Origin of the sequence: Parafrankia sp. EAN1pec, assembly GCF_000018005.1 — a bacterium.
Classification (GTDB): Bacteria; Actinomycetota; Actinomycetes; order Frankiales; family Frankiaceae; genus Parafrankia; species Parafrankia soli.
In genome coordinates, this window is record NC_009921.1 from 3,562,122 (window position 1) to 3,586,569 (window position 24,448).

20 protein-coding genes and 4 pseudogenes are annotated in these 24,448 nt (G+C 66.8%); 14 read left to right on the forward strand and 10 right to left on the reverse strand.

The features are described 5' to 3' along the window. The first annotated feature begins 263 nt into the window (after positions 1-263). Together FRANEAN1_RS14715 and FRANEAN1_RS14720 are read left to right on the forward strand one after the other, a co-directional pair. Complete coding sequence (locus tag FRANEAN1_RS14715; protein ID WP_083788238.1) at positions 264-878, forward strand: reverse transcriptase domain-containing protein; 615 nt, start codon at positions 264-266, stop codon at positions 876-878. Positions 879-1,033: 155 nt separating this feature from the next. Then, positions 1,034-2,536, forward strand: a complete 1,503-nt coding sequence (locus tag FRANEAN1_RS14720; protein ID WP_020460592.1) for an ISKra4-like element ISFsp17 family transposase — start codon at positions 1,034-1,036, stop codon at positions 2,534-2,536. A gap of 336 nt (positions 2,537-2,872) precedes the next feature. Here FRANEAN1_RS14720 and FRANEAN1_RS38765 read toward each other — a convergent pair whose 3' ends face one another. After that, on the reverse strand, positions 2,873-3,655 hold the full coding sequence (locus FRANEAN1_RS38765; protein ID WP_083788239.1) for a hypothetical protein: 783 nt from the start codon (positions 3,653-3,655) through the stop codon (positions 2,873-2,875). Positions 3,656-4,126: 471 nt separating this feature from the next. Between FRANEAN1_RS38765 and FRANEAN1_RS14730 the strand changes: the two genes are divergently transcribed. After that, positions 4,127-5,368, forward strand: a complete 1,242-nt coding sequence (locus tag FRANEAN1_RS14730) for an IS256 family transposase (RefSeq protein WP_020460594.1) — start codon at positions 4,127-4,129, stop codon at positions 5,366-5,368. 674 nt (positions 5,369-6,042) lie between these two features. Here FRANEAN1_RS14730 and FRANEAN1_RS42170 read toward each other — a convergent pair. The 6 genes and pseudogenes from FRANEAN1_RS42170 to FRANEAN1_RS14760 form a co-directional block, all read right to left on the reverse strand. After that, a complete protein-coding gene (locus tag FRANEAN1_RS42170; RefSeq protein ID WP_198145511.1) occupies positions 6,043-6,618 on the reverse strand; it encodes a hypothetical protein in 576 nt (191 codons plus the stop codon). A gap of 145 nt (positions 6,619-6,763) precedes the next feature. Next, positions 6,764-7,831, reverse strand: coding sequence for an integrase core domain-containing protein (locus FRANEAN1_RS14745; RefSeq protein WP_020460597.1), 1,068 nt, complete (start codon positions 7,829-7,831; stop codon positions 6,764-6,766). 9 nt (positions 7,832-7,840) lie between these two features. Continuing rightward, on the reverse strand, positions 7,841-8,227 hold the full coding sequence (locus tag FRANEAN1_RS14750) for a site-specific integrase (protein ID WP_020460598.1): 387 nt from the start codon (positions 8,225-8,227) through the stop codon (positions 7,841-7,843). After that, positions 8,160-8,606, reverse strand: a complete 447-nt coding sequence (locus FRANEAN1_RS38775; protein ID WP_083788240.1) for an NYN domain-containing protein — start codon at positions 8,604-8,606, stop codon at positions 8,160-8,162. The genes FRANEAN1_RS14750 and FRANEAN1_RS38775 overlap by 68 nt, the downstream gene beginning before the upstream one ends. Before the next feature lie 131 nt (positions 8,607-8,737). Further along, positions 8,738-9,003: pseudogene (locus FRANEAN1_RS38780) on the reverse strand (IS256 family transposase); the annotation flags it as partial. 198 nt (positions 9,004-9,201) lie between these two features. Beyond that, positions 9,202-10,191, reverse strand: coding sequence for a transporter (locus FRANEAN1_RS14760; protein ID WP_020460599.1), 990 nt, complete (start codon positions 10,189-10,191; stop codon positions 9,202-9,204). Positions 10,192-10,290: 99 nt separating this feature from the next. Here FRANEAN1_RS14760 and FRANEAN1_RS14765 point away from each other — a divergent pair, with 99 nt between their 5' ends. Both FRANEAN1_RS14765 and FRANEAN1_RS14770 read left to right on the forward strand, forming a co-directional pair. Beyond that, positions 10,291-11,397 carry an integrase core domain-containing protein gene (locus FRANEAN1_RS14765; RefSeq protein WP_020460600.1) on the forward strand — a complete coding sequence of 369 codons (1,107 nt, stop codon included), beginning with the start codon at positions 10,291-10,293 and terminating at the stop codon, positions 11,395-11,397. A gap of 57 nt (positions 11,398-11,454) precedes the next feature. Continuing rightward, a pseudogene (locus FRANEAN1_RS14770) lies at positions 11,455-12,119 on the forward strand (transposase); the annotation flags it as partial. A 7-nt stretch (positions 12,120-12,126) separates the two neighbouring features. Here FRANEAN1_RS14770 and FRANEAN1_RS14780 read toward each other — a convergent pair. Then, positions 12,127-12,363, reverse strand: a complete 237-nt coding sequence (locus FRANEAN1_RS14780; RefSeq protein WP_020460602.1) for a hypothetical protein — start codon at positions 12,361-12,363, stop codon at positions 12,127-12,129. Then, a complete protein-coding gene (locus FRANEAN1_RS14785) occupies positions 12,360-13,874 on the reverse strand; it encodes an AraC family transcriptional regulator (RefSeq protein WP_347177141.1) in 1,515 nt (504 codons plus the stop codon). The genes FRANEAN1_RS14780 and FRANEAN1_RS14785 overlap by 4 nt, the downstream gene beginning before the upstream one ends. 195 nt (positions 13,875-14,069) lie before the next feature. On the opposite strand from FRANEAN1_RS14785, the gene FRANEAN1_RS14790 reads away from it, so the two are divergent. The 9 genes and pseudogenes from FRANEAN1_RS14790 to FRANEAN1_RS14825 all read left to right on the forward strand — a co-directional run bounded on the left by FRANEAN1_RS14790 (position 14,070) and on the right by FRANEAN1_RS14825 (position 24,258). Beyond that, positions 14,070-15,941 (forward strand): siderophore-interacting protein, encoded by a 1,872-nt coding sequence (locus FRANEAN1_RS14790; RefSeq protein WP_020460604.1) that lies wholly within the window; start codon positions 14,070-14,072, stop codon positions 15,939-15,941. A 65-nt stretch (positions 15,942-16,006) separates the two neighbouring features. Then, positions 16,007-16,297: an IS3 family transposase gene (locus FRANEAN1_RS14795; protein WP_020460605.1), complete on the forward strand. Its 291-nt coding sequence runs from the start codon at positions 16,007-16,009 to the stop codon at positions 16,295-16,297. Between the two features lie 208 nt (positions 16,298-16,505). Continuing rightward, positions 16,506-16,601, forward strand: a pseudogene (locus tag FRANEAN1_RS43395) (IS3 family transposase); the annotation flags it as partial. Positions 16,602-16,760: 159 nt separating this feature from the next. Continuing rightward, positions 16,761-17,747 carry an ABC transporter substrate-binding protein gene (locus tag FRANEAN1_RS14800; protein ID WP_020460606.1) on the forward strand — a complete coding sequence of 329 codons (987 nt, stop codon included), beginning with the start codon at positions 16,761-16,763 and terminating at the stop codon, positions 17,745-17,747. Positions 17,748-17,776: 29 nt separating this feature from the next. Next, positions 17,777-18,787 (forward strand): iron chelate uptake ABC transporter family permease subunit, encoded by a 1,011-nt coding sequence (locus tag FRANEAN1_RS14805; protein ID WP_347177142.1) that lies wholly within the window; start codon positions 17,777-17,779, stop codon positions 18,785-18,787. Between the two features lie 68 nt (positions 18,788-18,855). Further along, the gene (locus FRANEAN1_RS14810; RefSeq protein WP_041255913.1) at positions 18,856-19,893 is read left to right on the forward strand and encodes an iron chelate uptake ABC transporter family permease subunit; all 1,038 of its coding nucleotides are present in this window, start codon (positions 18,856-18,858) and stop codon (positions 19,891-19,893) included. Continuing rightward, entirely contained in the window at positions 19,890-20,768 is an 879-nt protein-coding gene (locus tag FRANEAN1_RS14815; protein WP_020460608.1) for an ABC transporter ATP-binding protein, read from the forward strand. The genes FRANEAN1_RS14810 and FRANEAN1_RS14815 overlap by 4 nt, the downstream gene beginning before the upstream one ends. Next, positions 20,768-22,522, forward strand: a complete 1,755-nt coding sequence (locus FRANEAN1_RS14820; RefSeq protein WP_020460609.1) for an ABC transporter ATP-binding protein — start codon at positions 20,768-20,770, stop codon at positions 22,520-22,522. The genes FRANEAN1_RS14815 and FRANEAN1_RS14820 overlap by 1 nt, the downstream gene beginning before the upstream one ends. Before the next feature lie 11 nt (positions 22,523-22,533). After that, positions 22,534-24,258, forward strand: coding sequence for an ABC transporter ATP-binding protein (locus FRANEAN1_RS14825; RefSeq protein ID WP_020460610.1), 1,725 nt, complete (start codon positions 22,534-22,536; stop codon positions 24,256-24,258). A 28-nt stretch (positions 24,259-24,286) separates the two neighbouring features. On the opposite strand, the pseudogene FRANEAN1_RS14830 reads toward FRANEAN1_RS14825, so the two are convergent. Continuing rightward, positions 24,287-24,433, reverse strand: a pseudogene (locus tag FRANEAN1_RS14830) (Mobile element protein); the annotation flags it as partial. Positions 24,434-24,448 lie beyond the last annotated feature (15 nt).

Sequence of the window (24,448 nt, forward strand, 5' to 3'; positions counted from 1 at the left end):
TGAAGGACTCCTCGGGGTATGGGGCGCGGAACGTTCAGATAGTGACGGCGGGAACTGGAGAGACCCTGCCTGGCCCGGCAGCACTGCGGAATATCTGCCGGAGGAGGCGACGCCCTATAACCGATGACCCCGGGAAGTGGGTGACGTGTCGGGTAGGGAGTCGGAGGCGGCCATATTACCGCTTGAGCCGGTCGGACAACATAACCGCCGGTGACGGGAAGGGCCGCTGCTTCGTCGGCGCGTGTGTATGTGAGGAAGAGCTGGTGAGTGCCCTCGTGGCTAGTTCCGCCGAGCAAGACAAGGTTCAAGCCTTGCAGCAAACGCTTTACCGGGCGGCCAAGGCTGATCCCGGGCGGCGGTTCCACGCGCTCTATGACAAGGTCTATCGCGGTGACCTGCTGGAGCGTGCGTGGGTCCAGGTGCGCCGTAACAACGGTGCGGCTGGAGTTGACCGTGTCACGGTCGCTGATGTCGAGGTGTACGGGGTTCGCCGTTTCATCGACGAACTGGCTGCGGATCTGAAGGAGGGTCGGTGGCGGCCGGCGCCCACGCGCCGGGTGTTGATCCCGAAGCCCGGATCTTCGTCCGGGCAGAGGCCGTTGTCGATTCCCACAGTCCGTGACCGGGTCGTGCAGACGGCTGTGAAGATGGTTCTCGAGTCGGTGTTCGAGGCGGACTTCCTGCCGTGCTCGGTTGGGTTTCGGCCCGGGCTGGCGGTGCACGACGCTCTGCAGGTGCTCGTGGATGAGTGCTGGCGGGGCAGGCGGTGGGTGGTGGAGACGGACATCGCCGACTGTTTCTCGGCGATCCCGCATGATCGGTTGATGAAGGCGGTCGAGGAGCGGGTCAGTGACCGGCACGTTCTGACGTGGGTGTAGTTCCGGCCGAGTGAGATCATTGCGATAGCGATCATCGAGTGCTGTGCCAGGGTTGATCAAGAAGGTGGCTCCTTCTCGCTACGTTCCGTGGTGACGAAACCATTGGGACGTGACTGCGAAAAGGAGCCTGCGTGTCAGGGTACGAGGAGCCGGCCGTGCCGCCGCCGGCGGGCCCGTTCGCCGAGGCCAGGGCGCGGTACCTCGCGCTGGAGGCGCTGCTCGCCGGGGCGGACGCCCGCGCTGGCCGGCACGACGAGGTCGAGGACCTGATCGAGCGGGATGGCCGTGAGGTGCTGCGGGCGCTGCTGCAGGGCCATCTTGACCTGCGTGCCCGTGAGGAGACGCGGGCCGACCCGCCACCGGTCGGTGCTGACGGGGTGGCCCGTACCCGGCTGGAACGCGGCCATGGCCGGCGGCTGGTGTCCCAGTTCGGGCAGGTCGTGGTCAGCCGGCACGCCTACCGGGCGGCGGGGGCGGGCAACCTGCATCCCGCGGACGCGGTGCTGAACCTTCCGGCGGGGCTGTACTCGCACACGCTCGCGCGCAGGCTCGCCCTGGAGGTGACCCGGGGCTCGTTCGACGACGCGGTCGACGCGGTCGCCCGCGCGACCGGCCAGGTGATGGGCAAACGGCTCGCCGTCGAGCTCGTCCGGAGCCTGGCCGCCGACATCACCGCCTTCTACGCCCAGCCACGGCCCGAGATCACCCCCGCCGGCCGGCTGCTGGTCCTCCAGTTCGACGGCAAGGGCATCGTCATGCGCCCCGAGGCGCTGCGCCCGGCGACCGCGAAGGCCGCCGAGGCGAGGAAGAACCGGCTGGCCACCCGGCTGTCACCCGGCGAGAAAGCCAACCGCAAACGGATGGCCGAGATCGCCATCGTGCACGACACCACCCCCGCGCCGCGCACCGTCGACGACGTCATCCCCCGCCGCGGCAACGCCCAGGCCAGCGGCCAGCCCCGGGCGGACGGGCCGACGGCCACCGGGACCTGGCTGGCCGCCTCCGTCGTCGACGACATCGCCACCGTCATCGCCGCCGGCTTCGACGAGGCCGAACGCCGCGACCCCCACCAGCAGCGGACCTGGGTCGTGCTCGTCGACGGCAACAACACCCAGCTCGACGCGATCCACGCCGAGGCCACCCGCCGCGACGTCACCATCACCGTCATCGTCGACTTCATCCACGTCCTCGAGTACCTCTGGACCGCCGCCTGGTCGTTCTTCGACAAGGGCGACCCCGACGCCGAGGACTGGGTCCACGCACAGGCCCGCGGCGTGCTCGCCGGCAAGGCCCACGCGATCGCCTCCGGGTTCCGCCGCCGCGCGACCCGCAACCACTACAACGCCACCGAACGCAAGGGCGCCGACACCGCCGCCGACTACCTCGACGCCAAGGCCCCCTACCTGGGCTACGACCTCGCGCTCGCCAACGGCTGGCCGATCGCGACCGGCGTCGTCGAGGGCTCCTGCCGCCACCTCATCAAGGACCGATTCGACATCACCGGAGCCAGATGGGGCCTCGACGGCGCCGAAGCAGTCCTCCTCCTCCGCGCAGTCGTCACCAACGGCGACTTCGACGCCTACTGGGCTTACCACCTCGACCAGGAACAGCACCGCAACCACCACACCAAGTTCGCCGAACACTACACACCGACTTGATCACGTCACTTGGCGGGAACTACGCCCATTTTAGTTAGCCAGCCGCGCACGAGAGAAGTAAAGCGGCGACGATGCAAAACCTTATAAGGCCACCGCGATCAAGTCAACCAGTATCGGCTCGCTGGCGGAGCCTGACTCTCTATTAGCTACGGCTTACCTTGCCCCGGCCGCCGCATGATGCTACGGATCTTGGGTACTCGGATATTTTTGGCCACATCCAATCTGTTCGGGTAGAGGCTGACCGCGGTCAGCCTCTACCGTAGAATTGAGAGGTACGCGAATGCTGTACCGGAGGCGTCTCGGCCTCCAGCGGCGTGCGGTGTGGCCGGTCAGGTTTCAGTCGGTGTCGGGTGGAGGATACCCGACGCCTTCGATTTGAGTGTGGGTGTCACTGCGTAGTTGCGCAACGAGCCTGCGAGCGGTGGGAGCACCCACATGGAGCCGTTTCCGCAACGTATCTGCTGAGATCGGACGCTGGTGATGCTGCCAGTGCAGCACATCCTCGGCGCGAGCCCGGTGAAGCAGATCTTGCTCTCGCGCATTTTTGTCGGTACGATCCTGCTCTCCCTTCCGTTCTCTCGCCTTGATTGTCAGGGATGGATCTTCCAACGTTCCGCGCTCCGGGCCGGAGACGACCCCGTCCATCGTCGATACTGATGATGATGCGGTGTTCGACTCGACTGTCTGAACATGCTGAACGGAGTTGCTGTCGCCCTCCGACTGCATTGTCTGGGGCGGCGCCAGTACAGGTGACGTAGCTCTGGGAACTTCCGACTGCACGGATACCTCATCCGTTGCGGGCAGGCCATCAACAGGCGTGGGCTGGGCGGTTTTAGATTCGATGGCTTTCATCGCTTGGAGCAGGCCTGGGCCGACCTCGGCCCAGCCGATCAGGAGTAGCGGACCAACGGCGTCGAAGGCTGCCCGGCCGTAGTTCTGTTCGATGAGTGGTTCGGCGACGTTCAGTGCCAGGGTGACGAAACCAGCGAACACGAGCAGTCGCCAGGCTGGCCGCATCTGCTGGGTGGTCGCTCCGCCGAGTGCGAGGTGTCGTATTCCGAGCAGGAGGCCGACCACGGACAGGTCCACCGCGGGGGCGACTGAGAAATAACCCTTCAGTTCATGGTTCCCGGCTGCCGACCTGGATCATGTGTTCTGGCCTGGGACAGCGCCTTCCGGCCCACCGGCCCCGGCCCCGAGGCGGGTTGACGGTTCTTCGGGATTCCTGAGCCTCCCTCGTCCTTGCTGCCTTTCCTGCAGAAGCGGTGAAAGTGAGGGAGCGTGGCAGCCTGCGGCCCCCAGGTGGCCGGCGGCCCGGGAACGCCTGGCGCTGCTGGGAAACTGCCTGGATGGCGTGCCAGGCACGTGGACGATGCCGCCCGTCTGCCGCCCCCTGGGCGCGGTCGGGGAGCCGGTCCCCGCGTCGTGCGCTGCCAGCGGTTGGCCCGAACTCACGGGAGTGGAGTCCACTGACGTGGTGTACGGATCGTGATCGTCGAGCGACTCGCCGGAGTGGCGGTCCGTGACGTAGAGCGACCACCGCGTGATCCTTTTCGAGAAACGTGCGAAGCAACTCGATGAGGAGACGCGATGGCCGCGCGCCAGACTGTGACGGATGTGGACTCGTTCAGCAAGGAGCTGATGACGGCGAGTCCGGATCTGTTGGGCTCGATGGTGAAGGCGTTCGCGGAGGCGTTGATGGGCGCCGAGGTGGACGGGATCTGCAACGCGGAATATGGGGAGATTTCCCCCGAGCGGGTGAACCGGCGGAACGGGTATCGGGCGCGGGAGTGGGACACCCGTGCCGGGACGATCGAGCTGGCGGTGCCGAAGCTGCGGCAGGGATCGTATTTTCCGGAATGGCTGCTGACCCGGCGCCGGCGTGCCGAGCAGGCACTGATCTCGGTGGTCGCCACCTCCTATCTGCTGGGGGTGTCGACCAGGCGGGTCGACAAACTCGTTGAACAACTCGGGGTCGCGCATATCTCGAAATCGCAGGTATCGGTACTGGCGAAGCATCTCGACACCCAGGTCGAGGCGTTCCGGTCCCGGCCGTTGGACGCCGGTCCGTACCGGTTCGTCCAGGCCGACGCGTTGACGATGAAGGTCCGTGAGGACGGCCGTGTGATCAACGTGCACTGCCTGCTTGCCGTGGGGGTCAACGGTGACGGGCACCGGGAGATCCTCGGCCTCGACGTTGTGAGCAGCGAGGACGGTGCCGGCTGGCTGGCGTTCTTCCGCGGCCTGGTCGCCCGAGGCCTGTCCGGGGTGCGGCTGGTGACCTCCGATGCCCACCGGGGACTGGTCAACGCGATCGGCTCCACACTGCCCGGTGCGTCGTGGCAGAGATGTCGGACTCATTACCTTCGGGACTTGCTCACGATGACACCAAAATCATCGCAGCCGTGGGTCGCCACGCTCGTGAGAACTGTCTTCGACCAGGCCGACGCCAATGAGGTCGGCGGGCAGTTCGACCGGGTCACCGAAGCCCTCTCCGAGAAACTCCCGAAGGCCGCCGACCATCTCTCCGGCGCAAAAGCCGACCTACTCGCGTTCACGACCTACCCGCGGGAGGTCTGGCGGCAGATCTGGTCGTCGAACCCGCAGGAACGACTGAACAAGGAAATCCGCCGCCGTACCGACGTCGTCGGTATCTTCCCCGACCGTGACGCCATCATACGTCTCGTCGGCGCGGTCCTCGCGGAACAACACGACGAGTGGATCGAGACCCACCGCTACTTCGGCCTCGAAATCCTCGCGAAAGTCGACGCCACGAACAAGAAATCCGACACACCTGAGATCGGCGTGACACCCGAAGCTCTGACCGCATAACCTTCAACCAGGATCACGCGGCATCACGCTCCGTACACCACCACCCTGGGCATGACCCTCACGGGTCCACCCCGGTCCTGGCGGGGTTGGACCCTTGAGTTCGGGCTGAGGACCCTTCAGTTTGGCTGAACCCACGGGAGGCCAGCGGCGCGACGTACGGCGGGACCCCGAGGTGGAGGCCCAATGCCCAGGAGTTGCCGAAGCCGAACAGGAAACTGAGGCCCATCACCAGCACCATGATCACGGTGACGCCGCGGACGGCGGAGCTCCCTGCCCCGTCGCCACGACCGCCCGGCGCGGCTGTGGCTGTTACCGCTTTGGCGCTCATCGAAGACCCCGCACGGCCGTGGTGGGCTCCCAAACGTCGGCGGATCTCTCAGACGGGGCGGCCCGCTTCGCGCCTTCCGCCGCCGTACCGGTTGCCACACGGGGGTGCGGCGAAGGCACGGCGGGGGCGTCGCAGGCGGTCTCGGAGGCGGTGAATGTGTGGCAGTGCGTGTGGCAACGTGGGCCGCCAGAGGGGTACTCCAGCGGCCAGAAGTGGACGTCAGAGCACGTGTGCGGACGTTCCTGGACGGTATGGACCGGCCTGAAAAGCGGACGGTCGGCGGTTCGACCTCCCACATTGCTGGCGCACGGTCTCGGTGCTGGTCCTAGACGATACGGAGGGGCGCTCACTCGGATGCGGCGAGCCAACTCGGTCCTGCTGGTTCGATATCGATCATCTCGACGTCATCCAGACCGACTCCGGACGGATTGACCATGGGTATGAGCGGGTCAGCTGCAGGGGCGAGCTCCTCAAGGGCCCGATGTGCATCTGCGCGCAGCTGTATGACGAGACCTCGGGCTCGTTTTGATCCGATCTTCAGGCGTTTCCGTAGCTCCTCCGCCGAGATTGGCCGGTGGTGTTCCTCCCAGTATCGGGTGTCTTCCCGCCGCGCACGTGTGAGCAGTGTTGCTGAAGCCGTGGCGGCGCTGTCTGGGGCGGGCTTGCGCTGTCGGGGAACACCGGCCACGGTCGAGCCGGTGTCATCGCCGTGGCCGTCGGTGGGCACGGTGGATGCTGGCGTGCCGTTGCGCTGTGGCATCCGGATGGGGGCCGAGGGAGTGGTGGGGTGGCGCATTGCTTGCAGCAGGCCGGGGCCGACCTCGCTCCACCCGATCAGTAGGGCCGGGCCGACTGCATCGAAGGCGGCCTTGCCGTAGTCGCCTGCGATCACCGGTTCGGCGATGTTCAACGCCAAGGTCACGATGCTGGAGAAGACCAGTAGCCGGCGGGCGGGGCGCAGCAGCTCCGGGGGAGCGCCCTGCAGGGCCAGTTGTCGGGTGCCCAGGAGAAGTCCCACCACGGACTGTGGGGTGCCAGAACTCGGACACCGCCATTGACCTGGGCTTTTAGGCAGCTCGTTCGTATTCGTTGATCAAGCCGCCGAGGACAGGCCGACGTTTGATCCGTTCCTTGGTCAGGTTTGCGATGGGGTGGTCGGGTCGGGGTGGTTGAAGGTCGCGGCTGCGGTGGGGTCGCCGTCCGTTGTAGTGGGCCGCGTACTCGGCCAGGATGGTACGCAGGTGCCGTTCGCCGAAGATCAGCATCCGGTCGGTGACCTCGGTCCGGACGGTGCGGACGAACCGCTCAGCGTAGGCGTTCGCCCGTGGGGTTCGGGGTGGGATCTTGACGGCTGTGATGCCGGCGTCGGCGAGGACCGCGTCGAAGGAGGCGGTGAATTGTCCGGCCCGGTCGCGGACCAGGAACTGGAAGTCGCCTGCCCGGTCGCCGAGGTCCATCAGGAAGTTCCGAATCTGCTGGGTGGTCCACGACCCGTCCGGGTGGGCGGTGACCCCGAGGATGTGCACGGTGCGGGAGCCGACCTCCAGGACGAAGAAGCAGTACAGACGCCGCAGCGTCACGGCGCAGTCCACATGGAAGAAGTCGACTGCCAGCATGGTCGAGGCTTGGGCGCGTAGGAACTGCCGCCAGGTCGTGTCGGTCTGCCGCCTGGGCGCCGGCGGGAGACCCAGGGACTTCAGGACCCGGCGGATCGTGGACGCACCGACCCGGTGGCCGAGCTTGAGGAGCTCGCCCTGGATTCGCTGGTAGCCCCACGTCGTGTTCTCGGTCGCGAGCCGCTTGATCAGCGTGGCGATCTCCGGGCTGATCGGTGGCCGTCCGGTCCGCTGCGGGTGGGTCCATTTCCGTGTGATGAGACGGCGGTGCCACCCGAGGACGGTGCCGGGGGTGACCAGCCGGTGCGCTCGCAGGGCCCTGGGTAGGAGTCGGATCAGTGTGGCGAGGACCGCCCGGTCTGCCCAGTCCCACCGGGGCTTGGGCTGGGTGCGGCGCAGCACCGCGACCTCGTGCCGCAGCACGAGCAGCTCGATGTCCTTCGATGCCGACGAGCGGCCGAGGAGAACCAGCCAGCCACATACCCGCACGAAGATCAGATAGAGCAGGCGTACGGACATAGCTGACCATCATGCCGACAGCCGCACCGTCGCATCAGCCCAGCTCACGGGCCCAGGCCGACTTCTGGCACCCCACAGGCGGGATGGCTTCCCGGCTACCCGCATCCAACGACAGAAGTCCCGAGCCTCGACCCGCGTCGCCTGCTTCCACGGGACGTCGACCGCCCACAAGAACCGGAACCAGCGCAGCAGATCCATCCCATAGGAACGCAACGTCGTCTCAGAACGCCCGGCCGCCTGAAGGTCACGGAAGTAGGACGACACCGCCTCCACCGGCCCGCCGGCCGGGTCGACAAGCCGGAACGGCAACCACCGGTCGCCCGTCTCCTCAAGCGACCCCACCAGCGGGACAGCCAACACGGCAAGATCCCGCGACGTCACCTCGTCGTCGATCATGAACGAGGACCCTAACCGAGTCCCTCCGCGCACCCGCGTTGACCTGGGCAAACCATGCCGTTAGTTCAGTCAACGGGGACACCAAGCAGATTCCGTCGATGGACCCGGCGTGCAGCAGATCCATCGCGTCGATCGTCAACGCCAGGTCCGCCGCGTTCTTCCCCTTGACCGCGGCGAACACCTGCACCGGACGAATGGACAGCTCCAGCAGGGTCTTCTTCCAGCTCCTCAGCGAGCCCGCCCAGTCACCGTAGGCACGCCTCACCTGCGCCTTCCCGTACCGGGCGATCTCGGCGAGCAGCGGCTCGACAGTCCACAACGGCACGTTCTCCGCATCGATGAGCACCGCAAGCCGAGCCGAGCCGACGCCGTCCACCACGCTGGTTCCTCCCCCTCGGGCACCCGGCACCCGTGGCTACAGAACACGGCTGGCCGGCCACAGGATGACACGCGGCCCGTGGGCCCGCACTGCCACCGACCCTCGGGCCGTTTCCGACGCTCGCGGTACCTGTCCGGGTCGACCCTGCGGTCATTGACCCGCGGCGCGGTGACCTCGACCGCACCCGCCGGGACCGGGCACGGCCGTTACGGACCACCAGCCGGCGGCCGCGGTCGTCACACTCGCCGGCGAGCTCGGCGATGTAGGCGCCGACCTCGGCTTCCAACGCGGCCGCGAGCATCCGCCGGGCACCCTCCCGCACGATCTCATCGATCAGCGACGGCCTGGCCGTCGAGCCGTTCTCAGGCGTGCTGTCCTCGGGTACTACCGTGAGCACGGGCGTGCCTTCCCGACCGACGCGTCAACGTCGGCCTGACTGAGACCTCAACCTCGATCACCGGGAAGGTACGCCCTCCCCAGCCGATCCACAGGTCTCAACCATTGCTCACAACAACTTGGTAGTTTCCACAAGTTTCTGCCTCAAACAGGTTGGCGGGTTCCGCCGTCGCCCTCGATCGCCATACATTGAAGATCTTTAGGTGGCCCGGCGGCGGATGTAGTGGACAGCGGCGATGAGCACCAGCGCGGCGAGCGTGACGAACAGAGTGGTCTCGAGTGCCTGAAAAAGCCAGTACCGTCCGACAGGTTGGATCAGCTCCAGGTTGTAGCCGCCGGGGCCCACGTCGAAATGGCAGGGCGTTCCCACGACGTCCCGAGGGTCACAATAGGAGCGAACGCTGTTCGTTGGCGTTCCTCCGTAGATCAGATCCCCTTGAGCATTGTTGATTCCGGCACTGTAGACCCAGTCGCCGTGAAGTTCGTTGGGTCGGGTAGTGCCTACGATCGGATACCTGCGCTCAACGAGCGGCAGGAAGTGCGGCCGTAGCAGGAAAACCACCGCGATCCGGCTGGCGGCGAAACCGACCAGGGTGATCGCCATCGCGGGCAGTACCCTGCGGGTAATGGTACCTGCGAGGATTCCGAGTGCCACTGCGAACAGACTGAAACCGACTGGAACCAGCCCCTGAACGTCGAACATCCAGGAGAACCGATTTCCTGCGGCCTGGTTGAGAGGGCCAAACCACCACGACACCAGCAGCGTGTACACGGCGGCGATCGCCACCACACCGGCTGCTACCAAGCCGAACTTGGTGACAGCCCAGCGTAGCCGACTCACTCCCTGAGTCCAGACCAGCCGGTGTGTGCCGTGCTCGAACTCTCGGGCGAGCATCGGCGCGCCCCAGAACAGACCTGCGAACAGTGGCAGAGATACCAGGAGCAGCGCTATCAGGCTGCGGTTCTGGAAACGATTGGTGAATTGTTCGACCTGTGGCCCGCAGCCGCCGCCTGCGGCATCGACGAACTCGGCGACGCCGGGTCCGTGTAGGCACGTGGGTAGGCCCAGGCTGTCGAACGTGTGGTGCATCTGCAGACCGGTGGGAACGAGGACGGCGGCGAGTACAGCGAGCAAGGATACGGCGAACAGGGCCTGCGTCCGGTGCTGCCGCCAGGTCATCCAGATCATGCCTGTATTCCCTGGACGCCGTTGTCTGAGCGGTGTCCGATCGGACCTGGCAGCGGGCTGTGGGGCTCCAGAACCCCGATTTGGGGATGACCTGCGCGTTTGCCTGCCGGACAGGGCCCGCGTCGGGCAGGCTGGATGGTCATGGTGTGGTCCCTGTTCTACGCCCTGACACGCAACGCTCTCGGAGTGATGCTGCTCCGAGTCCGCGGGGACACCGCGAAGGACGTGGAGCTCCTCGTCCTGCGACATCAGGTGGCGGTGTTACGACGGCAGGTGAACCGCCCGGCGCTGGAACCGGCGGATCGGGTGATCCTCGCAGCCCTGTCCCGGCTGTTGCCCCGGGCCCGCTGGGGTTCGTTCGTCGTCACCCCGGCCACCGTATTGCGCTGGCACCGTGACCTCCTCGCACGACAATGGACCTACCCTCGGACGTCGCCCGGACGGCCATCGGTCCGCCGGGAGATCCGCGAGCTGGTCCTGCGCCTCGCACGGGAGAACCCGACCTGGGGCCACCGCCGGATCCAAGGAGAACTCGTCGGGTTGGGCTACCCGGTCGGGGTCGCCACCGTCTGGCGGATCCTGCACCGCGCCGGTGTCGATCCAGCGCCCCGTCGGGCCGACGCCTCCTGGCGCACGTTCCTGCGCGCCCAGGCCTCCGGCATCCTCGCCTGCGATTTCTTCACCGTGGACACCGTATTCCTACAACGGATCTACGTGTTCTTCGTCGTCGAGCACGCCACCCGCCGTGTCCACGTCCTCGGGGTCACGAAGCATCCAACCGCGGCCTGGGTCACCCAGCAGGCACGGAACCTGCTGATGGACCTCGAGGAACGTGGCCACCGGTTCCGGTTCCTCCTCCGTGACCGCGACACGAAATTTACGGTTTCCTTCGACGCTGTCTTTGCCGGAGCCGGTATCGACGTGGTGCGCACACCGCCACAGTCGCCGCAGGCGAACGCGACCGCGGAACGCTGGGTCGGCACCGCCCGCCGGGAATGCACCGACAGGCTGTTGATCGTCTCCGAACGGCACCTGACCACCGCCCTCACCACATACGCCGAGCATTTCAACACCCACCGGCCTCACCGCTCCCTCGGCCAGCACCCGCCCGACCCGCCACCCGTGGTCACCCCGACCCCGGGTTCCACCGTCCGTCGCACACGCATCCTCGGCGGGCTGATCAACGAGTACCGCAACGCCGCCTGACGACCTCCGCAGGCGATCACCCGGGCTGTAAAAGAGCAGCTCACAGGCCGCACCCGGATTTTGGAGCCCAACAGGCTCAACCTCGCCCTGAACACCGTCAAGCGCTACGCCCGCGTCCCCGAGCCCGACCGGCTCACCCGAGCCCCGGCCTTCCGCCCGACGCTGGTCGATCCCTACCGCGACTACCTCAAACGCCGCCGTGCCGAGGAACCCGGCGTCCCGGTCCTGCGCCTGTTCCACGAGATCACCGAGCAGGGCTACCCGGGCAGCCACAACCTACTCGTCCGCTACATCAACCAGGGACGCCTCGACGGCGACAAGCCCACGATCTCCCCACGCAGGCTGACCCGGCTCCTGCTCACCAGGCCCGACGCCCTCACCGACCCCCAGCGCGACCGGCTCGGCGAGCACACCGCCGCCTGCCCCGAGATGACCACCCTCACGAGCCTGATACACGGCTTCGCCGCGCTACTCGCCCCAGCCGACGGCAACGACGACCTCCTCACCGCATGGATCACCAGCGCGCGGGCCGCCGACCTACCTCACCTGCACGCCTTCACCCGCGGCCTCAACCTCGACCGGGACCCGTCAACAACGCCCTCACCCTGCCCCACAACAACGGCGGCACTGAAGGCGTGAACACCAAGACCAAGCGAATCATGCGCCAGATGCACGGCCGGGCAGGGTTTCCCCTCCTCCGCCACAGGATCCTGCTCGGCTAACACTCAGTCACCACCGAAAGTGCGACAGAGCCGAGATCCTCTTGACAGTCCCGCCGAGGGCACCGCGCTCGAAGGCGCCCAGACAACGGTCGATGGGCTGGTCGGTCTGGGTGAGTTCCGTCTCGATGGTGCTGAGTTCGGCCGCGTGGTCGGATCGGGCGTCGCGGTGGCTGCACTGGGCTTTGAGGACGGCGTCGGCGATGAGCTGCTGGTTGTCGCGGTTCACATCCATGGCGTTGATCAAGCGGTGCCGATCTCACGCTCTTGGTATTCGCGCGGTGAGAGTCCGTGGAAGCGCGTGAAGGCGGCGCTGAAGGTCGGTAGGTGAGCGTAGCCAACGCGGTGGGCAACGGCGCTGGGCTTGGCGCCGCCGACGAGCAGGTCGCGAGCCACGCGCATGCGGGCCGCGTAGCGCCAGCGGGCGAAGGTCATTCCGGTCTGCTCGTGGAACGCTCGGTGGACTTCGGCGGGCAGGTCGAAGTCGGTCGATCCAGCAGAGACCCCGATGCGGCGCAGGTAGTCGGTGGCAGCTTCACGCCCACGCGGGTCGGTGGGCATCGGCACCGATAGTGCCCGCTGCGCGGCGACCTGCTCGGCGAACAGGTCGATGATGCGGGCCGGGTCATAGTCGACCGGACGCAGCATGGTTCGGGCGCTGATGGAGCAGAACATCAGGTAGTCGTCCCACGCTCGCGGGAACTGCACCTGGATGGGTTCGGTCAGTTGGAGATCGGCGGTGCTGGCGTTTCCGAGCGGCAGCGAGATGGAGTCCTGGCGAAGCCCAGTAATGTGCTCGGCTCCCGCTGGTATCCAAGTCGCGACGCCACGCAGTCGTTCGTAACGCCTAACGCCGATGTCGAGGTAACCGCTGCCGCGATACATCCAACTGAGCACGTGACTATCCGTGGCGTGCAAGGGCGTGCGGGCTGCGGGCAGCAGATCGGGCGCATGGGCAGCAGCACCGTCTCTCCGCATCAAGCGCACGAACTTGTCAGCCTGGCGTGCCGCGCTGGCGCGCCCGGTCAGGCCACCGGCAAGAGCGCGGGCGGCGAGCTCCCTGGCGAACTCGTGAGGGGTCGGCCCGAACTGCTGCTGGAACGCGCGCCGGAAGCCGCCGCGGCTGGCGAAGCCCACTCGCGCTGCCACCTGATCGGCGTCGTACCCGGCGGCCAGAAGCTCGACGGCGGCGGTCAGCCGGCAGCGCAGTCGCCACTGCTCGAAGGTGAGCCCGGTATCGGCGAGGAACTCGCGCAGCAGGGTGCGCGGACTAGAGGGCACCCGGGTCGCCCATTCCTTGACGGTGAGGTCGAGCGCGGGGTCGCGGATCAGTTCCTCGGCCACTGCTCTCGCCCCGGCGGCCTTCGGCATGGTGGGGGGGGCGAGCAGTGCCGAAGGAGCGGTGGCCCCGCCGCGCGGAGGTGAGGTTGGGCGTGTGCCGAGACCACGAAGAAGATCGGCTACCCCGTCAGGCGAATACCCGTGACCGGTGAACGGTGTGACCTGAAGGTTGAAGTACTGGATCAGCCAGTCCTGCCAGTCATCGGGGACATCGAACCGCGTCGGCTTGGTCAGCGCCCAGGCCCCGACGCTGGCGTCGAGCCAGTACGGGAAAGCGACCGTGCCGGGCTCGGTGATCGTCAGAGTGCGGTTTCGGTAGCTCTGAGGCATCCAGATGCCTTCGCCGCCGGCGAGAGAGAACTCCGTTCCGCCGTCCAGAAGCACCCGCGCGCGACCGGTGCGGACCCAGATCAGCATGTGACTGGGGCGCTCCACCGGCACCATCCGTGCTCCCGGTATCGGCGGCGGAGACGAGCCAATCATGTCATAACTATATGGCGACCTGCGTACCCAAGTGCAGGTGAGGTTTACCGTACCTTAGCAGTGGCCCGCTGCCGTTGGTGGCGCGGGGCCGTCTCACCCTAGACGCGATCGGAAGGGGCTTCCCTCAGCATGCCGAAGACCTCACGTGGGCTCACAGTGCACCCGCTGACCCTGCGAGAGGTCGAGGTGGTTCGGGTGGTGGACCTGACGCCGGGGATGCGACGGGTCACGTTGGGTGGCGAGCAACTTCGTGCGTTCACCTCGGCGAACGGCTTCCCGCAGCCGGCGTTCGACTCGACAGGCTTCGACGATGACATTCGGTTGGTGTTCTGCTACCCCGATCAGGCCGAGCCGGTGCTGCCAGTGCAGAAGGAGAAGGGCCTCGAGCTGACGAGGAACCCCCGGCCGTTGTCAAGGGGCTACACAGTTCGTCGCTGGAACCCCGCGACCGGAGAACTGGACGTGGACTTCGTCAAGCACGGTATCGGTGTCGGCAGCACCTGGGCGTACCGTACCCAACCCGGCGACCGCATCCACTTCCACGGCCCGAGCGCATCGCGGGCGCTACCGCAAGACGCGGACTGGCTTCTTGTCGCCGGCGACGACACAGCGATCCCCGCGATCGCCCGCCTGCTTGATGAGTTGCCCGATGACGCGCGGGCGCAGGTGTTCGTCGAGGTCGCCGAAGACGCTCATCGGCTGGAGCTGAGGGCTCTGCCGCGGGTTGAGGTGACCTGGTTGGTGCGCGACGGCGCCGAGGCGGGCACGACCACGCTTCTGGTGGACGCGGTCAAGAACAGTGGCTGGTGGGACGGCCGACCGTTCGCGTGGTTCGCGGGAGAGCGCTCGGCGGTGCGGGATCTGCGTCGCCATCTGGTCGAGGACCGGAGTGTGCCCAAGGAGGACATCGAGTTCACCGGGTACTGGCGTCGTGGCGAGGTCATTGCCCTAGAGGCCGACGGAGCGGTGCCCGACCCCGAGAAGTCGATCACGCCCTTCGAGAAGCTCCATCAACTGACCGAACTGGTCCCGCCGATCGCGATCCGCACCGCCGTCGAGCTGGGCATTCCCGAGCTGATCTCGCGTGGCGTCAGCAGCGTGGCGGACTTGGCCATCAGGGCGGATGCCGACAAGCGGGCGTTGGGCAAGCTGCTGCGCTACCTGCATGCTCTGGACGTGCTGACCGAGACCGAACCGGGCCGCTACGCTCTGACGCCGGTGGGTGAAGTCCTAACCGTCGAGTTCGTCGCGGACTCCTTGCACCCGTCTGGGGTGGGAGGCCGGGAGATGCTCGGCGTCTACGGACTCACCGAGTCGATCCGCACTGGCCGGTCGTCTTACGCCTCCGTCACGGGTCAGACTTTTGCTGAGGTGCGGGCCGAGCAGGACTACGAGGACCGCTACCTGGAACGTCTGGCCGAGTTCCAGCACGCGCTGGCTATGTCGATCGCCAAATCCAACCTGCTTACTGGTGTCCGGCACCTGGTGATCCACTCCGGTGGCGCGGGCGTGCAGGCCCGCGAGTTCGTCGCCGCTCATCCTGATCTGCGGGTCACGATCTGCGTGCTGCCCGCCCAGGCCGACTGGCTACGCCGCGACTTGCCCGTCACGATCCCCGACGAGCAGCAGCGGGCACGGGTCAGCGTGGTCGAGCAGTCGGTATTCGAGCCCAGCCCCGAATCGGACGTCGTGTTCATCAGCCGCGCTTTCAAGGCGCTACCCGACGCCGACGCCGCCCACGCTCTCCGCCGAGCGTCCGAGAACCTCCTCCCGGGTGGGCGGGTGCTGCTGGTCGAGGAGGTCTTCGACACCGACGACCTCGATGAACATGACGGCGAAGCCGACCTGATCGGACTCGCGGTACATGGCTCCGGTCTACGCACCGCCGAGGAACTGGACACCGTGATCACCCGGTCAGGGCTCACCCGCACAGAGACGCACATCGTCGGCTGGGGCACCACCGTCCACGAACTCGTCCGCAACAACACCAACTGCCCCTGAGGTGCCCATTTTCTTCCGGACAGCTGCCCCTACTAGAATTAGGGGCAGCGCGGAAGAAGTAATAGTTGACACAGAAGTGCAGGAAATGCTCGCCTGAATTCAAGGACGAGGTGGTAAAGATGGTAATCGAGGCGTCTCGTCCGATCGCCGACGTCGCACGTGAACTCGGCATCGTCGAGGGGAAACTCGGAGTCCGGGTCGCCGCCTACCGGCGCGCCCACGCCGGCGAGGCGCCCTCCCCGGCCGCCGCGGACAACGCGCGGATACGCGAACTCGAACAACAGAACCATGAGCTGGCCATGGAGAACGCCTTCCTGGAAAAAGCCACGGCGTACTTAGCTAAGGATCATCGGTGAGCGACCCGTTCGAGTTCGTCGATGCGGAGTATGCTGCCCGCACCACCACGAAAACCGTCACACCCGCGCCGTCCATCACCCAGATGTGCGCCTGGCTGCAGGTTTCCCGTTCCGGTTTCTACGAATGGTGCGGCCATCCCGCTCCGCGACCGCGACCCGTCTCATCGACACCGCCATCACCATGGCCGCCCGTAACCACCGGCTCACCGACGGGGCGATTATTCATTCGGACCGCGGAAGCAACTACGCATCTGCCCAGTTCGCTGCTACCTTGAAGAATCTTGGGATCCGACAATCCGTAGGCCAGGCCAGGATCTGCTATGGGCCCTTTCCGTCTCACCGTCGTCGATCGAGATCGCCGCAGGTCCACGCCGACGATGGAAAAGGGATCAATAGTAGCTGTCCGGATCTAACGGGGAACATCACCCCCACTCGAACGAAGAACAGAAGGAAAAACGCATCCATGACATTTACCAGACCACGGCGCCGCAGTGCGGCCCTGGTCGCCGCGTTGCTGGGCACCGTGATCCTCCTTGCGGGGTGCGGCAGCGACGACAGCGACGATCAAGGTGGCGCGGTCGGAGCGACCCGCACTGTGGAGGCCGACAACGGCGCGGTCGAGATTCCGGCGCACCCGCAGCGGATTGCAACGCTCGGGAGACTAACCGTGTCGTTCCTCGACCTCGGCGGCGAGCCAGTGGGCGTCACGGAGGTGGACGCTTCCGTGCTCGACGTACTGCCCGAGGAGCAGCAGGCCGCGTACAAGGCGGCCAAGCTCCTCGGCTCCGGCGCCAGCGAAGCCGACCTCGAGCTGCTGGCCACCCTCAAGCCCGACCTCATCTTGTTCTCCGCACCTGACTCCGACTTCGAGCAGATGAAGTCGCAACTGGAATCGATCGCACCGACGATCTTCTTCGGATTCAGCTCGGACTGGAAGACCCGCCTGTCCGTGACCGCGGATGCCACTGAGTTGACAGATGCTCTCAACGAGCAGAAGACCGAGTATGAGGAGAAGCTCGCCGAGTTCCAGAACAAGTACCCGGAGATCATAAAGACCACCAAGTTCGGCGAAGTCAACAGAGGTTCTTGGCAGGACGCAGGAATGTTCACCCTCAACGGCTCGCAGTGCTCGGAGATAGCGCGAGCGGACATTCCCCTCGACATACCCGATCTGGGCGAAGGGGGCGAGGAGCGATCGTTCGAGCAGATCGGCGGCCTGTCCGAGTACGACGTGCTCCTGTACCCCGTGGACGCTGAGGGTAAGGTCACGGAAGGCTTCGCCCCCGTGGCGGAATCGGGCGCATGGAAGGCCCTTCCCGCCGTGACCTCGGGCAAGGCCCTGGGTGTCTACTGCTTCGGCGATGTCAGCTTCACCAGATCCTATCGGACCTACTCTCAATACCTGGATTCGCTCGGCCAGGCGCTGGCGAAGCTCGCGACGGCGGGATGACGGCACAGACCCGTGACGTCGAGGTCCGGGTGCCCGCGGCGGCATCCGGACCTCGACTGCGCGCCGTCGGTCTGCTCACAGCACTGGTGACACTGCTCGTACTGCTGGTGCTGAGCCTGTTGGTTGGCTCGACGGCGATTGCGTCGTCGGTGATATGGGATGCGCTGTTTCATCCGTCGGCCGACATCGATCAGTTCTCGATCCGCGACTACCGTCTGCCGCGCACGGTCGTCGGGCTCGTCGTAGGCATGGCGTTGGGGGTCGCGGGGGCGTTGATCCAGGCATTGACGCGCAATCCGCTGGCCGACACCGGTATCCTCGGCGTGGGCGCGGGTTCCTCCTTCGCGGTGACCATGGCCGTCGGCGTGCTCGGAATCCGCGATATCAGTGGCTACATGTGGTTCGCGTTCGCCGGGGCACTGATCGTCACGATCATGGTCTTGCTCCTGGGATCGACCCGACGCGGCCAGTCGCCGGGAGTCATGGTGCTCGCCGGGGTCTGTGTCAGCGCGGTGCTCGATGGCGCCGGGTCGGCACTTCAGCTGACCAACCCGGACGCGTTCGATGCGATGCGGTCGTGGACTGCCGGTTCGATCCTGGGGCGCCCCCTCGACGTGGTGTGGCCGGTCCTGCCGTTCTTCGCCGTGGCGCTCATTCTGGCCTTTGCGGTGTCGGGTCCACTCAACGCGATGGCTCTCGGCGACGAGATCGCCGCCGCCCAGGGCGTCCGTCTGGCTCGTACCCGCGTCCTCGCGATCATCGCGATCACACTGCTCGCTGGAGGCGCGACCGCCATCGCGGGCCCCATCGGATTCGTCGGGCTCATGGTGCCGCACGTGGCCCGCTGGTTCGTCGGACCGAACCAGCGCTGGGTCTTCGCCTACAGCATCCTCCTCGCCCCGAGCCTGCTGCTGGCCTCCGACGTTCTCGGGCGAATCGTCATGCGGCCCAGCGAGATCCCCGTGGGTATCGTCACCGCCTTCATCGGCGCCCCCGTTCTCATCGCACTGGTGCGGCGGAAGAAGGCGAGCGGACTATGAGTATCGGCGTTACTTCTCGGTCCGGACTAACGCGCCATCGCTCAACAGGTGGGGCTCCCGGGGGGCGGCTGGACTTCGGGCGGCGGGTGCTGGTGCTGCGGCGATGGAGGATCGCGGTCCGGCTCGAGTGGCGCTCGGTCATCGTCTGCGCGGTGCTCGCGGTCGCGGTCGCCTGCATGGCGGTGCTCGCGCTGATGACGGGCTCGTACCAGCTCAGCCCTGGGCAGGTGGTCTCCGCGCTGGTCGGCGGGGAGACCGGGCTGGTCCACGACATCGTGGTCGAGTGGCGGGCGCCCCGGGTGGTTGCGGCGCTGGTGTTCGGTGCCGCGTTGGGGGCGAGCGGGGCGGTCTTCCAGTCGATGTTGCGCAACCCGCTCGCTGACCCCAGCATCATCGGATTCTCCCAGGGCTCCTACACCGGCGCGTTGATCGTGATCCTCCTCATCAACGGCACCTACGTGCAGTTGATAGGCGGGGCGTTGCTAGGGGGGATGGCCACCGCCATCGCCGTGTACGTGCTCGCCTACCGGCGAGGGGTGCAGGGGTTCCGGTTGATCATTGTCGGCATCGGCGTCTCGGCGATGCTCGGCTCGCTCAACACCTGGTTGATACTCAGAGCCGACCTGGAACAGGCGATTGCAGCCGCCGCGTGGGGCGCCGGATCACTCAACGGGGTGTCCTGGGATCAGGTGGCCATCGGCGGTGTGTGCATCGCTGTGCTTCTGCTGTTGGCTGCGATGTTGAGCCGGCCGATGCGGCAGATGGAGCTGGGTGATGATACCGCCGCCTCCCAAGGGGTGCGGGTCTCGCCCGCCCGCCTCGGCATGGTCGTGGTGGGGGTGGCGTTGACGGCGATTGTCACGGCTGCATCGGGGCCGATCGCGTTCATCTCCCTGGTCGCGCCGCAGATCGGACACCGCCTTGTCCGCACTGCGGGGATAACCCTCGCACCCGCCGCCTTCGTCGGCGCGCTGCTGTGTCTGGTGGCGGACTACCTCGCCCAGCACGTCGCCCCAACTCCCCTGCCGGTGGGGATCATCACCGTCATGCTCGGCGGTGGGTACCTCGGGTATCTGCTTTTCACCGAAGCCAGGAGACGCCTATGAACACCAACACCATCACCGATCTTGCGGAGGCGAGAGACGTACCCACTCCTGCTCCGCCGCCCGGCGGCTCACGCCTCCGCGTGGAGTCGGCGACGATCGGTTACGACAAGCGCATCATCAGCGAGGGCTTGTCGGTGTCCATTCCGGACGAGTCGTTCACAGTCATCGTGGGCCCGAACGCGTGCGGGAAGTCCACTCTGCTGCGCGGCCTGTCGCGGCTGTTGAAGCCGTCCGCGGGTCAGGTGGTCCTCGACGGTGTAGCTATCCAGTCGTACAAGACGAAGGAGGTGGCGCGGCGGGTCGGCCTGCTGCCGCAGACCTCGATCGCCCCGGACGGGATCACCGTAGCCGACCTGGTGGCTCGGGGCCGGTATCCGTATCAGGGGTTCATCCGGCTGTGGACCGAGGCCGACGAGCGGGCCGTAGTCAGGGCGATGGACCAGACCGCGGTCACCGACCTGTCGGGCCGCTTGGTGGACGAGTTGTCGGGAGGCCAGCGACAGCGGGTGTGGGTGGCGATGGCGCTCGCGCAGCACACCAGCATCCTGCTGCTGGACGAGCCGACCACCTTCCTCGACATCACCCATCAGATCGAACTGATGGAGCTGTTCACCGACCTGCACCACGTCGGCCACACCCTGGTCGCCGTGCTGCACGACCTGAATCATGCTGCTCGCTACGCCACGCACTTGATCGCCATGAAGGACGGCGCCATGGTCGCCGAGGGGCCACCGTCGGAGATCGTGACGGCCGAGCTGGTCGAAGAGGTGTTCGGTTTGCGCTGTCTGGTGGTGCCCGATCCGGTAGCGGGCACTCCTCAGGTGGTGCCGCTGGGCCGTGACCGCGGTGGCGAAGGCGTGCGGGAGGGCCGTTGATGCGCACCGATCCGATGGAGCTGGGGCGAGGACCGCTGACGCGGTGGCTACCGGTGCTGGGACAGGCTGCGCCTGAGCCTCCTGATGTCCGGTCATTCGAGGTCAGGGAGGGTGATCGTCCCGGACAGTTCGTGGCGCGCGTCATCTTCTCGCTGCCACGCATCACGATCCCCGCGATGCTGTTGGCGATCGTGTGGCAAGTGGGCGAGTCGGCTGTCCCGGTGGTGATGGGGCTCGCGATCGACCGGGCGCTCGTGACCAGGGATGCCGGGCAACTGGTGCTTTGGCTCGGTGTGCTGGTGGCCTTGTACGTCGCGCTGACGGCGGCGGCCAGGTTCACGAATCGGCTCAACACGTATGCGGTCCAGTTGTTGCAGCACCGACTGCGCGCGACACTCTCGACCAGAGTGCTGCATTCCGACGGCAGCGCGGTGCGGGCGCCGGCGGACAATGTGGTCTCGGCCATGACCAACGACGTCTTCCGCCTGGCCAACGCTGGGCTGCTCGTGGTTCTGCCGATCTCGAGGATCGCCGCCATAATGTTCATCGCTGTCTCGTTGCTGGTGATGCACTGGCCGCTTGGGGTCATGGTGCTGCTCGGCGCGCCCGTGGCGGTCTGGTTGATGGGCCTCCTGAGCGAACGTCTCTCCCGCGACACCCGCGAATACCAGGATCTCCTCGCTGACACCGTTGGACGGGCTACCGATCTGGTCGCCGGATACCGGGTGATCAAGGGCGTGCGCGCCGAGACCGAGGCGACCAGGCGATACCGGCAGGCCAGCCGGGAGACCCTGGTCGGCGCCGGGCGCAACGCCGGGCTACTCGGCAGGTTTCTTGTGGGCTCCGGTGCGGTAAATGGCGTGTTCGTCGCCGCGGTGACGGGGCTGGCGGGCTGGTTCGCGGTGAATGGGCAGCTGAGCGTCGGCGAGTTGATCGCCGCGGGTGGCCTCACCCAGGCGCTGCTGCCACAGATGCAGGCGATCGCGAGTTATTCCATCCCCAATCTCGCGGGCGCCCGCGCCTCAGCCGCGCGAATCATGGACGTGTTCAGGAACGCAGGCACCGCCGCATCCGGACACGATGACGCGATACGACAGCGGTGCACGCCGCCGCCTGTGCAGGACGTGTCCGCGCCGTATGTCGGCGTGCTGGATATCGGCGTGCCCAGTGCGTCAATCCGGGTAGAACCCGGTGAGCTGGTGGGGGTGCACGCCGATGATCGGATTGCCGCCCGCATCGCTGACGCGCTGCTGAACCCGTGGGCCGCCAACGACATTGAGGTGCGTCTCGACGGCCGGCCGGCGCACGAACTGACCCCAGCGGAGTACCGTTCCCTGGTCACCGCCGCACCTCATCGGGCAACGTTGTTCACCGGCACCATCCGCGACAACCTCGCCGTCACCGCCTGCCTGCCCGAGCGAATGGACAGTGCAGTGTGGGCGGCTGCCTGTGAGGACTTCGCAGCCGATCTCGACACCCCCGTCGGTGAGAACGGCAACCGCCTGTCCGGTGGCCAGCGTCAACGGGTTGCGCTCGCTCGAGCCTTCGCGACCGATACTCCGGTGCTGGTGCTGCACGACCCGACCACCGCCGTCGACTCGGTGACCGAGCAGACCATCGCCAAGCGGCTGGTCGGTATCCGTATAGATCGCTCAACCCTGCTGATCGCCTCGTCCCCGGCCCTGCTTGGCTGCTGCGACCGTGTCGTCGGCCTCCTCGACAACATGCCGGTGCTTGGAAAGGCGGCGCTGTGACCGGGGGATCCGTGACGACAGAGCACGCGCTGCCGGTCGCGGGCGGACGTGAGACCGCTCGGGAGGTGTGGCGGCTCAGCCGTGGGCATCGACGCAGTCTGGCCGCCCTCGTGGTGCTGGGAATCGCAAGCACCGCCATCGACCTGATCGGACCCGTCGCGATCGGGTTCCTCATCGATCGGGTCCAGGAAGGCGCCGCCGACCTCGGTACCGTGCTGACCGCCATCGCGATCATGGCGGTCTCGGCCATTCTCGGTGCCGCTGGCACGGCGGCGACGATCGTCCTGGCTACTCGCATGTACCACACCGTCCTCGCCGGGCTGCGGGAGGAGCTGGTCTCCCGTGCCCTGACGCTGCCGCAGCATGTCGTCGAGTCTGCCGGCACCGGGGATCTGATCTCGCGGTCCAGCGACGACGTCACCGCGGTTGCCGATGCGGCTCCCGCGGTGATCCCGGCGCTTACCGTTACGTCCTTCACCATCGTCATGTCGCTGGGCGGGCTGGCCGCGGTGGAATGGCCCTACGCCGCCGCCCTTGCCGTCGTGCTGCCTGTCTACGTGCTCTCCATGCGGTGGTACCTGCGAACAGGCCCGCGGGTATACCTGGCCGAGCGTGCAGCGATGAGCGCGCGTGCTCAGCAGATTCTGGAGTCGCAGCGCGGCTACGCCACTGTGCTCGGATTCAGGCTTGCCGAGCAGCGGCACCGCGCCGTGACCACCACCTCCTGGGGCGTATCGGTGCAGGCGTTGCGGGCGCGCACCGTGCAGAGCATGCTCAACACCCGCCTGAACCTCGGCGAGTGCCTGAGCCTGGCCGCCGTGCTCGTCGTCGGCTTCGTCCTCATCGACCACGGAGCCTCGACTGTCGGGGGCGCGACCACCGCCATGCTGCTCGTGCTACGCCTGCTGAACCCGGTCAATCAGCTGCTGTTCGTCATCGACACTCTCCAGTCCGCCCTCGCGTCGCTGAACCGCATGGTCGGAGTCACCACCATCCCCGTCGCGGACGCGCCAGGCATCGCAACGAGCAGCAGCGTCCACCTCCGCGAGGTCTCCTTCCACTACGGGATCGGCCCCCGTGTGCTCGTCGATGTCACGCTCGACATCCCCACCGGTCAGCGTGTCGCCGTCGTAGGTTCGTCGGGTGCCGGCAAGTCCACGCTGGCCACGGTGGTCGCCGGCATTCACCAGCCCGACGCCGGGACCGTGGCCCGACCGGAGCGCACGGTGATGATCACCCAGGAAGTACACGTGTTCGCGGGGACATTGCGAGACAACCTCACCCTCGCCGCACCGGATGCCACCGACGGTCAGGTAGGGGCTGCGCTGGAAGTGGCCCAGGCTGTAGGGATGCTCGACCTGCTGCCCGATGGCCTTGACACGGTGCTCGGTGGTGGCGGGTACGAGCTGACCGCCGCACAGGCACAACAGGTGGCGCTCACTCGCCTGGTGCTGGCCGACCCGGAACTGGCGATCTTCGACGAGGCCACCGCCGAGGCAGGTTCCGCGTACGCCGGACTGCTCGACCGCGCCGCCGACGCTGCGCTGACCGGACGCACTGGACTGGTGATCGCGCACCGGCTCTCGCAAGCCGCCGCCTGCGATCTGGTCGTGGTGATGGAGCACGGCCGTATCGCCGAGCGAGGAACCCATACAGAGCTGATCGCCGCCGACGGGGTGTATGCCGCGCTTTGGTCGGCATGGCGGGCCGGGCAGGAAGCTGGAGCGAATGGGTAGGGATGATCGGACGTCAAGCCTCGTTGACCTGTCGTCCGGGGCGGGGTTGGAGGTTGAGCGGGCCGAACTCGTCCATGCAGAAGATCACGATCGGCTCGCCAGTCTCGGGGGTGACCTGGCCGTCGGCGATGGCGTAGAGATGCTCGACGCGGGCCTTCTTCGGCTCGTAGTCCGGCCAGAACAGCCCACC